Annotated in this window: 8 protein-coding genes; 2 read left to right on the forward strand and 6 right to left on the reverse strand. The window is 71.6% G+C overall.

Going from position 1 to position 10032, the window contains the following annotated elements; genetic code table 11:
• Nucleotides 1-10: 10 nt before the first annotated feature.
• Nucleotides 11-832, forward strand: coding sequence for an MBL fold metallo-hydrolase (locus tag ACX114_RS22145; protein WP_459300238.1), 822 nt, complete (start codon nt 11-13; stop codon nt 830-832).
• Nucleotides 833-838: 6 nt separating this feature from the next.
• Here ACX114_RS22145 and lipB read toward each other — a convergent pair whose 3' ends face one another.
• The 4 genes from lipB to lipA form a co-directional block, all read right to left on the reverse strand.
• Entirely contained in the window at nt 839-1924 is a 1086-nt protein-coding gene (lipB, locus tag ACX114_RS22150; protein WP_459287537.1) for a lipoyl(octanoyl) transferase LipB, read from the reverse strand.
• Nucleotides 1921-3801: a ClpX C4-type zinc finger protein gene (locus ACX114_RS22155; protein ID WP_459287539.1), complete on the reverse strand. Its 1881-nt coding sequence runs from the start codon at nt 3799-3801 to the stop codon at nt 1921-1923. The genes lipB and ACX114_RS22155 overlap by 4 nt, the downstream gene beginning before the upstream one ends.
• Before the next feature lie 99 nt (nt 3802-3900).
• Nucleotides 3901-5187: a dihydrolipoamide acetyltransferase family protein gene (locus tag ACX114_RS22160; protein WP_459287541.1), complete on the reverse strand. Its 1287-nt coding sequence runs from the start codon at nt 5185-5187 to the stop codon at nt 3901-3903.
• Nucleotides 5188-5231: 44 nt separating this feature from the next.
• Entirely contained in the window at nt 5232-6161 is a 930-nt protein-coding gene (lipA, locus tag ACX114_RS22165; protein WP_459287543.1) for a lipoyl synthase, read from the reverse strand.
• 140 nt (nt 6162-6301) lie between these two features.
• Between lipA and ACX114_RS22170 the strand changes: the two genes are divergently transcribed.
• Nucleotides 6302-7105: a DUF72 domain-containing protein gene (locus ACX114_RS22170; protein WP_459287545.1), complete on the forward strand. Its 804-nt coding sequence runs from the start codon at nt 6302-6304 to the stop codon at nt 7103-7105.
• Between the two features lie 36 nt (nt 7106-7141).
• On the opposite strand, the gene ACX114_RS22175 is transcribed toward ACX114_RS22170, so the two are convergent.
• Entirely contained in the window at nt 7142-8626 is a 1485-nt protein-coding gene (locus ACX114_RS22175; protein WP_459287547.1) for an OmpA family protein, read from the reverse strand.
• Nucleotides 8627-8835: 209 nt separating this feature from the next.
• Nucleotides 8836-9849: a SpoIID/LytB domain-containing protein gene (locus ACX114_RS22180; protein ID WP_459287549.1), complete on the reverse strand. Its 1014-nt coding sequence runs from the start codon at nt 9847-9849 to the stop codon at nt 8836-8838.
• Nucleotides 9850-10032 lie beyond the last annotated feature (183 nt).

Consider the following 10032-nt stretch of genomic DNA (forward strand, 5'->3'; position numbering starts at 1 on the left):
GCGCTTCGAGGTGCGCTTCTGGGGGGTGCGCGGTTCCATCCCCGCGCCAGGCCCGGCGACGAAGCGCTACGGCGGCAACACGCCGTGCGTGGAGGTCCGCTGCGGCGACGAGCTGCTCATCTTCGACCTGGGCTCCGGAGCGCGAGGCCTGGGGGATGCGCTGGTGGCGACGCGCAAGCCCGTCAAGGCGTCCATCTTCATCTCGCACTACCACTACGACCACCTGCAGGGCCTGCCGTTCTTCTCGCCGATGTTCTCTCCGGCGAACGACGTGACGCTGTACGGGTCGCCTCGGGACGGCAAGTCGCTCAAGCAGATACTGGCCGGGCAGATGGTGCACCCCTACTTCCCGGTGACGGCGGAGGACGTGTTCCGCACGCGCCTGGCGTACCGGGACGTGGTGGTGGGCGAGGACATCCCGGTGGGCAAGGCCACCGTGCGCACGCTGGAGCTGAACCACCCCGGCGGCAACGTGGGCTACCGGGTGGACTTCGGCGGGCGCTCGCTGGTGTACGCGACGGACGTGGAGCACGGCACCGACCTGGACGCGAAGCTGTTCGACTTCGCGCGGGGCGCGGACGCGCTCATCTACGACTCCATGTACACGGAGGACGAGTACCGCGGCCGCAACGGGCCGGCCCGCACGGGCTGGGGCCACTCCACCTGGGAGGCGGCGGTGCGCGCGGCGGACGCCAGCGAGGTGAAGCAGCTGGTGCTCTTCCACCACGACCCGGGCCGCGACGACGCAGGCATGGACAAGCTGCTGCGCGAGGTGCGCAAGCACCGCAAGGCCACCATCGCCGCCAAGGAGGCGATGGTCATCCAGCTGTAACGGGTGTCACGGCCCGGGCGTCTCGAGCGCCCGGGTCACCGTCTCGCGCAGGCCCCGGAAGGGCAGCCGCGCGAGCGCGGTGGGCACGTCCACCCACTCGAAGGCGTCGTGCTCCGGGCCCAGGCGCACCTGGGTGTCCGGCGCGGCGTGCACCGCGAAGCCGTGCTCCTCCACCAGCTTCGGCGGCAGCATTTCCCCCAGCGCGAACGCGTGGCGGTAGGCCAGGTCCACGACAGGCAGCGAGAGGCCCGTCTCCTCCGCCACCTCGCGGCGGGCGGCCTCCACGGGGGATTCACCCGGCTCCAGGCGCCCCGTCACGGTCTGCCAGAAGCCACCGCGCTCCGGCGTCCGGCGCAGCAGCAGCACGCGCGCTTCGGGCCCCCGGCCGTGCATCACGGCGACGCTCACCGTGCGCAGGTCCACCGTGCCGTCCACGCGCTGGGCATCGAACACCTGGGTGAACTCGCGCGCGAGCACCTCCTCCACGTCCGGGACGGACACGGGGCGGCCCAGCTCTCGCTGCATGGACGTGACGCCGGCCTCGCGGATGCCGCACGGGACGATGAGCTGGAAGTGCTCCAGGTTCGTGTTCACGTTGAGCGCGAAGCCGTGCGTGGTGAGCCAGCGCGACAGGTGCACGCCAATGGCGCCAATCTTCCGAGCGTCCGGAGAGCCCTCCTGCCCCAGCCACACGCCCGGCCACTTGGGGATGGCGCCCGCGGTGAGACCGAAGGCCGCGAGCGTCTGGATGAGGCCGCGCTCCACGTCGCGCACGTAGCGGCGCACGTCGCGGCGCTCCGGCGGCAACAGGAGGATGGGGTAGCCCACCACCTGTCCGGGGCCGTGGTAGGTGACGTCGCCGCCGCGGTTGGTGTCGAACACCTCCACGCCCTCTTCCGAGAGGCGCGCGTCCGTGGCGGTGATGTTCTCGCGCTTCGCGGCGCGGCCCAGCGTGAGGACGGGCGGGTGCTCCAAGAGCAGCAGCGCGTCCCCGATGCGCTCCTGGAGGCGGGCCTCGCCGAACAGGTGCATCAGCTTCAGTCCGTCCTCGTACTCCACCCGGCCCAGGCGGAAGACGGTGAGCGTGTTCATGGTGATCCCTTTCGCCCCCCTCGTGGGTTGTGGGATGGCGCGGCGGGCGTCTGGGCCGCTTCCAGGCTCCAGCTGCCCGCGTAGACGCGAGACAGGAGCGCCTGGAGCTCATGCCCCGCGCGTGGGGAGCGGACCGCTTCGGCGGCGAACGCTCCCAGGACTTCTTCGGACAACGTCACCGCCGGCTGGCGCAGGGCCAGGGTGCGGCGGGCCACTTCGACCAGCTCCGGCACCGTGGGGCGGCGCACCGGGAGCAGCACCTGCACGCGCTCCAGGAGCGACACCGGCACGGTGCCCTGTACCGCTTCGATCATGCCCGCGGTGGTGGGGACGGGCAGGCTGCCGCCCTCCCCTCGCACCCACAGGCCCAGCGACGACACGGCGCCGCGAGCGCTCATCACCACCGCGCGCGCCGGGCGGTTCGCGAGGAACGCGGTCAGCGCGGCCTGGGCGCGGGGCTCCAGGCGGTCCACGTCCTCCACGAGGAGTGGCTCCGTGCCCGGCGTGGACTCCAGCGCGTCCACGGACGTGAGCACGCCTTGGCCGCGCCGCTGGAGCGACTGGAAGAAGAGGCTCTTGCCGCAGCCCTCTGGCCCCACGAGCAGCAGGCACCGAGCGCCCGCCTGGAGCGTGCGCTCCAGCAGGGTCTTCACCTCGTCGTGGCCCACCATCTCCACGGCTCCGGCGCGCGGCTCCTCCACCACGGGCTTGCGCACGGGGGACGGCGCGACGACATCGCCCAGCAGGCCCTGGGATTCGCCCAGGCAGCCCTTGCAGATGAACGCTCCGGCCGGACCCGCCACCAGGTCGCCGACCTCGCCTCGGGGCCGGCAGCAGAACGAGCACCAGGCGTCCAGGGCCGGATCCGCGCGGGTGGGCCCCCGCTCGATGATGCGCCTCTCGCGCCGGCGGCCCCGCGCGGGCTCGGCGTGCACGGGCGAGGTGTCCTCGTCCGGCGGCCGCAGGAGCCCTCCGGGAACGACGGTGTCCCCGGCGCCCGATGCGCGCAGCAAGCCGGTCGCGGGGTCGAGCTCGTCCTCTTCCGGCGGCATGAGCAATCCGCCCGGGACGACGACGTCGTCGTCAGAGGCATTGCGCTGGCCACTCGGGGCAACGGCTTGCGTTCGCCCGGACAGGGACCGCGGCTCAGCCGAGGCGACTCCCTCCGACGGAGCCCGTGAAGCATCGCCAATCGCGGCCGAACGCTGCTGACCGCTAGAATCGAGGGCATCCATCTCCGCGTGCGAGCCGTCGGCATCGGACCTGTCGGTTCCTTCCGGCCCGGTGGCCGCGCTCGTCGCGCGGAGGGCGGAGACAGGCCCGCCATGCCCGGTTCCTTCCGGCGCGGTGGCCGCGCTCGTCGCGCGGAGGGCGGAGACAGGCCCGCCATGCTCGGCTCCTTCGGAACCAGCGGCCATGCTCGTGGCGCGGTTCGCGGAGACAGTCCCGTCAGGCGGGGTGACGGCTTCGGCCGTGGACGGCGCGCCGATGGCGGCGATCCTTCCGGCGAGCTTGGGCAGACCGGGCTCGGTGGGTAGCAGCGCCGCGCCACCGGTCACGGTGGGCTCCTCCAGCGTGTGCACCACGGCGTCCACCTTGTCGTTGAACGCGTCGGAGACGGCGTCGCCCCAGCCCACCGCGCGGTAGGCCGCCGCTTCCTTGTTGCCCGTCATCGCCGCGGTGAAGGCCGGGCTGACGTCCGGGGCGCGGGCCTTCAACTGGCGCGCCTGCCGCAACAACTGCGAGGCGCGCGAGGTGTGCCCGGACTTCTGGTACAGCGCGGCGGCCTGCTCCAGGCACTCCGCCGCTCGCGCGCGGTCCCCCTGGAGCTCGGCGGTCTGCGCGGCGCGGATCAACTCACGGGGATTGTCGGCCATCGCGGATGCCCGCCTTCAACGTTGCAGTTCCGGAGGTCCCCCGCTTCCCGGCCGCCCCCCGGAGCAGGAGCGGTCGGGAGTGCCCCACGACGCGTGCCCTCACGCCATCGCGAGGAACAGCAGGTCCGGCGCTTCCAGGTACTTGATGATCTCGTACACGAAGCTGGCCGCGACATCGCCGTCGATGACGCGGTGGTCGCAGGACAGCGACAGGTTCATCATGTCCCGGACCACGACCTGGTCGTTCTTCACCGCCGGGCGCTTCTTCAGCTTGTGAACGCCCAGGATGCCCACCTCCGGGTGGTTCAGGATGGGCGTGGCGAACAGGCCGCCGCTCTGCCCCAGCGAAGTAATCGTGAAGGTGCCGCCCGTCAGCTCCTCCATCTTCAGCTTGCGGTCGCGCGCCGCGACGCTCAGGCGGGAGATCTCCTTCGCCAGCTCGCCCAGCGTGAGCTGGTCCGCGTTGCGCACCACCGCCACCGTGAGGCCGTCCGGCGTGGCCACCGCGATGCCGATGTTGTACTCGCCGCGCACCACCAGCTCCTGCGTCGCCTCGTCGAAGTTCGCGTTGAGGTGCGGGAACTTCTTCATCGCGGCGATGGTCGCCTTTACGATGAACGGCAGGTAGGTCAGCTTCGTGCCGTCACCGGCCGCCGCCAGCTGGCTGTTGAGCCGCGTGCGCAGCGCGACCAGGTCCGTGGCGTCCACCTCCTCCACGAACGCGAAGTGCGGCATCGTGAACTTCGAGCGCACCATCTTCTCGGCGATCTTCTTGCGCAGGCCGCGCAGCGCGATGCGCTCGTCGCCCTTGCCGGAAGCCACCGGCGGCGCCGCGGGACGCGCGGCCTGGGGCGCGGGGGCAGCCACTTCGTTCTTCTTCGGCGCGCCGTTGCCCTCCAGCGCCGCCACCACGTCCGCCTTCGTCACGCGGCCCTGAGGACCGGTGCCGGAGATCTCCGCCAGGTCCAGGCCGTGCTCGCGCGCCATGCGGCGCGTGACGGGCGTGGCCAGCACCTTCGTGGCGGAAGCCGGAGCCGCGGCCGCCGCCTGCGCGGGGCTCGAAGCCGGAGCCGAGGGAGCGCCGTGGGGCGCCGGAGCACCGTGGGGCGCCGGAGCTCCGTGGGCCTGCGCCGCGGGAGCGCTCCCCTCCATCTCCATCGTCACCAGCAGCTGGTGCACCTTCGCCATGTCGCCTTCGCGCCCGTGCGTCTTCACGACGCGGCCGGCGTGGGGGCTGGGCACCGTGACGGTGGCCTTGTCCGTCATCACCTCGCAGAGCACCTGGTCTTCCTTCACCAGGTCGCCCTCCTTGACGTGCCACTTGACGAGCTCGCCCTCCGCCACGCCTTCGCCGAGATCCGGGAGCTTGAATTCGAAAGTCGCCATGAGCGGGAGTGTCTCTCTCTGGGTTGGGGAAGGGGTGCGTCCGGTCAGCCGAGTCGCTCGACGCGCTCGCGCTCCATCAGGCCCTTCATGAAGAATTCGGCGGCGCGGTAGCTGGAGCGAACCAGCGGCCCGGAGGCCACGTAGAGGAATCCGAAGGACTCCGCCAGCGCCTTGTACGCTTCGAACTGCGCGGGCGTCACGAAGCGCTCCACGCGCAGGTGGTACTGCGACGGCTGCAGGTACTGGCCCAGCGTGAGCACGTCCACGCCGACGTCGCGCAGGTCCTTGAACGTGCGCTCCAGCTCCTCGTCCGTCTCGCCCAGGCCCACCATGACGGACGTCTTGGTGTAGACCTTCTCCGGGCGGTTCTTCAGGTACTCCAGCACGCGCAGGGACTGGCGGTACGTGGCGCGGCGGTCGCGCACCGTGGGCGTCAGCCGCTCCACCGTCTCCACGTTGTGCGCCACCACGTGCGGCTTCGCCTGCGTCACCGTGGCCAGGTCCTCTTCCTTCCCCTTGAAGTCGGGGATGAGGACCTCCACCAGCGTGCGCGGGCTCTCCTTGCGCAGCTCCCGGATGGCGGACGCGAAGTGGCCGGCGCCTCCGTCCGGACGGTCGTCGCGGTTCACCGACGTGACGACGATGTACTCCAGGTTCATCTCCTTCACCGCCTGCGCCAGATGGATGGGCTCCATCGGGTCCAGCGGCGGAGGGGCCCCCACCTTCACGTGGCAGAAGCGGCAGGCGCGCGTGCACACCTCGCCCATCAGCATCACCGTGGCGGTGCCACCGCCCCAGCACTCGGCGATGTTCGGGCAGCGGGCCTCTTCGCACACCGTGGACAGGCCCACCCGCTTCACGATGGCCTTCACCCGCTCATAGCCCTCGCCATGCGGCAGGCGCACCTTCAACCACTCGGGTTTACGGGTGCTTTCAGAGACCTGTGGGAGGGGAAACCGGTCGGGAGTCGCCATGGGTCGCGGGCCTTCTAGAGGGTGGGTGAAAGCAGGGTCAAGCGTGAAGCCCTAACGCCTCGCGTTAGCGCGGGCCAACCCCGAGGACAACTTCCGGGAGGTGTAACGCGGTGGACAGGGCGCGGCCACGCGCGGGGGGCATGCCCATCCTCCAGCCCATGGCGGCCATCCACCTGGGGACCAGCGGGTACGTCTACAAGCACTGGAAGGGGCTCTTCTATCCGGACGGGCTGCCGGTCCGCCGCTGGCTCCCCTACTACGCGCGCGTGTTCTCCACCGTGGAGCTCAACGCCACGTTCTACCGCCTGCCCACGGAGGCGGCCGTGGACGGCTGGCGGGAGCAGGTGCCGCGCGGTTTTCGCTTCGCGTGCAAGGGCAGCCGCTTCCTCACGCACCTGAAGCGCCTCAAGGAGGTCGGCGAGGGCGTGGCGCTCTTCCACTCGCGGGTCCTCCGCCTGGGCAGCCGGCTGGGGCCCGTCCTGTGGCAACTGCCGCCAAACATGACGAAGCCGGACCCCGAGCGGCTGGAGCGCTTCCTCGCCCACCTGCCGGGCGGCGTCCAGCACGTCTTCGAGTTCCGGCACGCGGCCTGGTACCACCCGGAGGTGCTCGCGCTGCTGGACGCGTACGGCGCGGCGGTGTGCGAGCACGACCTCGTGGACGTACCGGTCCCCCGCCCCACCGGTGGCTTCCGCTACCTGCGCTTCCACGGTGCGCAGGGGCGCTACGAGGGCCGCTATGGACGCCGCGCGCTCCGGCGGGTGGCGGCAGGGCTCGAGGCCTGGCGCGACGCGGGCCGGACGGCGTGGGTGTTCTTCAACAACGACCTGCAGGGGCACGCGCTGATGGACGCGTTCGACCTGGCGGACCTGCTGGGGGAACCGCTGCACCGGCCGGAGCCGGCCTCCGTGACTCAAGACAGCGGCGCCCGGTCCTCCCCATGAGGACCGGACGCCGCCGGGACCGCGTGCCCGGGGGGATTACTGACCGAGCACCTGCACCTCGATGCGGCGGTTCTGCACGCGGCCCTCGGGAGTGTCGTTGGAGGCGATGGGATTCGCGTCACCCTCGCCGCTGACCTCGATGCGGTCCTGCGGGATGCCCCGGCGCACGAGCGCCCGGCGCACGCTCTCCGCGCGGCTCTGCGACAGCTGACGGTTGGTGTCCGCGTCGCCGGTGGAGTCGGTGAAGCCGTTGATGCGCACGCGCGTGTCGGACTTCTCCTGCATCACGTCCCCCAGCTCGCCCACCATGCGCTGGCTGCTCTTGGTGAGCTGCGAGGAGCCCGTCTTGAACTCCACGCCCTCCAGCACGAAGCCCTGCTCCGCGCTGGGGCCATTGAAGGCCTCACGCAGGCTGTTGGGATCGCTCACGCGCATCTTCTCCTGGCCCGAGCCACCAGTGCCTTCGTTCTCCTGCTTCTGGGTGTCCGCCGCGCCAGCGGTCTCCTTCTCCACGTCGCCGCCGGAGCCGCCCGTGCCCGCGTCCGCCGCCATGTTGGCGCTCTCGCTCGGCTGCGAGCCGGAGCCGCCGGTGCCCTCGTTCTCCACCGTGCCGGCGCCGCCCGTGGCGGGCGGGGTCGGCTGCGTGGCCTGCGGCTGGGTCACGGGCGGAGGTGTCGTAGGCTGGGGGGTCTGCGCGACGCGATCCTGCGGAGGAGGTGTCGTGGTGGTGCGGGTCACCTGCGGCGCCCTGCGCTCGTCCCGGCGTCCGCGCAGGGCACCCCACGCGAGCGCGACCAGGGCGAGCAGGGCCAGCGGCACCGCCCAGCCGGCGATGCTCTTCTTCTTCTCCGGCGGACGGTTGTAGGTCGTCCGGGGCGTCGTCTCGCGCACGGTGTGGGCTTCGCGAATGGGGGCTGTCTCACGGACCTGCGTCACGGTCTCGCGGTGGGGTTCGATGACCTCCGCGACCGCGTGGCGCGCACCGCCGAAGCCCAGGATGCCGCCCAGGCCCGCGGGCAGCGCGGCGGCGATGTTGTTGCGCTGGCCGTTGAGCATCTGCATGAGCCCGGAGGAGCCCATGCGCTGATCACGCACCTGCTTGCCCAGGACGCCCATCAGCATGGGGGCGGCCAGGGACAACAGCCGCGTCGCCGAGCCGGCGTTGCGCATCCCGCCGAAGCGCGTGAGCCCCTCGGTGATGCCGCCCAGCTTGTTGCCGAAGATGCCGCTCAGCATCCCCTTCCCGCGCTCCTCCTCGTCGAGGAGCCCCTCGCCGACGCCGCCGACGCGTGGGGGCGCGTCCGGTCCGGTGAAGCCGCCCTCGTTGAGCTTGGTCAGCAGGCGGTGGGCACCGGCCTCGTTTCCGCCCTGGTCCACGACGCCCGCGGCCACGGCGGCGATGGCGCCCGGCAGCGCCTTGGTGGTGGCCTGCGGATCCTCGCCGAGCGAACCGCTGATCTTCTGGAGCAATCCCTTCTGCATGAACTGTGAGCCGACTGCTTCGATCAGATTGAACGCCATGTGATGCCTCCCGGTTGGGTCCCGCACCGGGATGGCCGGTGCGCGAAGCCACCTCCCCACCGGACCGCGCGGGGCTGAGGGCTCTGGTGCAATCGATACGGAGCACGACGGATGCTGGTAAGCCCTTGGGGAGAGGCCGGGGGAGAGCCCCTGGAGGGCCGTCACCTTCGCGGACGACTGCGAACGGGAGGCCATCGCGGCCCTCGCGTTCACTTGCTCCGGGGCTTCTCCAGAAGGGCGCGCGGGAAGTAGTGCGCGAGCAACTGCTCCGCGGTCCAGCCCTGCCGTGCGAGCAGGGCCGCGCCGGCCTGACAGAGGCCGACGCCGTGGCCGTGGCCCTGTCCTTCGAGGAGTGCCTGGTCACCACCAAGCGTCATCGAGAACCGCGCGCTGCGGATCCGGTCCCAACCCGCACGCGCTCCGAGCGCGCGGAAGAACGCGTCGCCACGGCCCTCGCGTCCCGAGGCGCGGTCCACGATGCGGACCACCGCGCCGCTGGAGTCCCGGTCCAGCAGCAGATCCTCCGCCTGCGCGGGGCCACCGACCGCGACCGAAGCGGCGGCCGTCACCAGGGCGCGAGGCACGACAGCGCGCCACGGCGACGCGGGACACCGGTCCGGCACGGCGGCGGCACCGGTGAGGTCCGGGGCACCGAACACGGCCACGGGCTCGGCCGTGTGTCCGCCGCAGCTTGCGTGGAATGGAGCAAGGGCCACGGCGCCGCTGGGAAGGCGCAGCACGACGCCTTCGGTGGAGCGTGCGGCATCGCGGGCGCGGCGCAGGTGGCGGGCGAAGCCCTCACCGCGAAGGACCTGGCAGTGGGTGAGGTCGCAGGCCCGGGCCCCATCGTGCCGCCTGCCAGAAGCGAGCACGTAGCTGCGCGCGGTGATGGCCTGCGCACGAAGCGCCTCGAAAGGGGTGTCGACCTCGGTCTCGCTCGCGGTGACGGCGGCGACGTAGGTCTCCAGCGCGAAGGTGGCGACGACGATCAACTCACCGTCCTGTGCCTCCAACGAAAGCGAGGATTCGTAGCGCCGATCCAGGCCACGGCCCCGCACATGCCAGCGGCCAGCATCGAGCCGCAGCGCATGAGGCTGGGGCCTGCCATCGACGACGAGCGTGTTCCCCGAAGCCACGACCTCTAGAGATCGCGGACCGTCCAGCCGCAACCGCGCAGGCCGGTGCTTGGAGAGGATGCGCACGTCGATCTGTGTTTCGGCCACGGGCTGACGCGCGCGGGAGGTCGACGCGGAGGATGCGCGCGCATCGGCCTGTGAACCGGCCGCTGGCGACGACCTATCGGGCCGTGAAGTGGAGCGGACGTCTGTGTCCGCCACGGGCTTGCGCGCATGGGCGGCAGGCGAAGGTGGTGCGGACCGTGAAGCTGAGCGAACGTGCGTATCAGC

Source organism: Corallococcus sp. M7, from assembly GCF_054512695.1.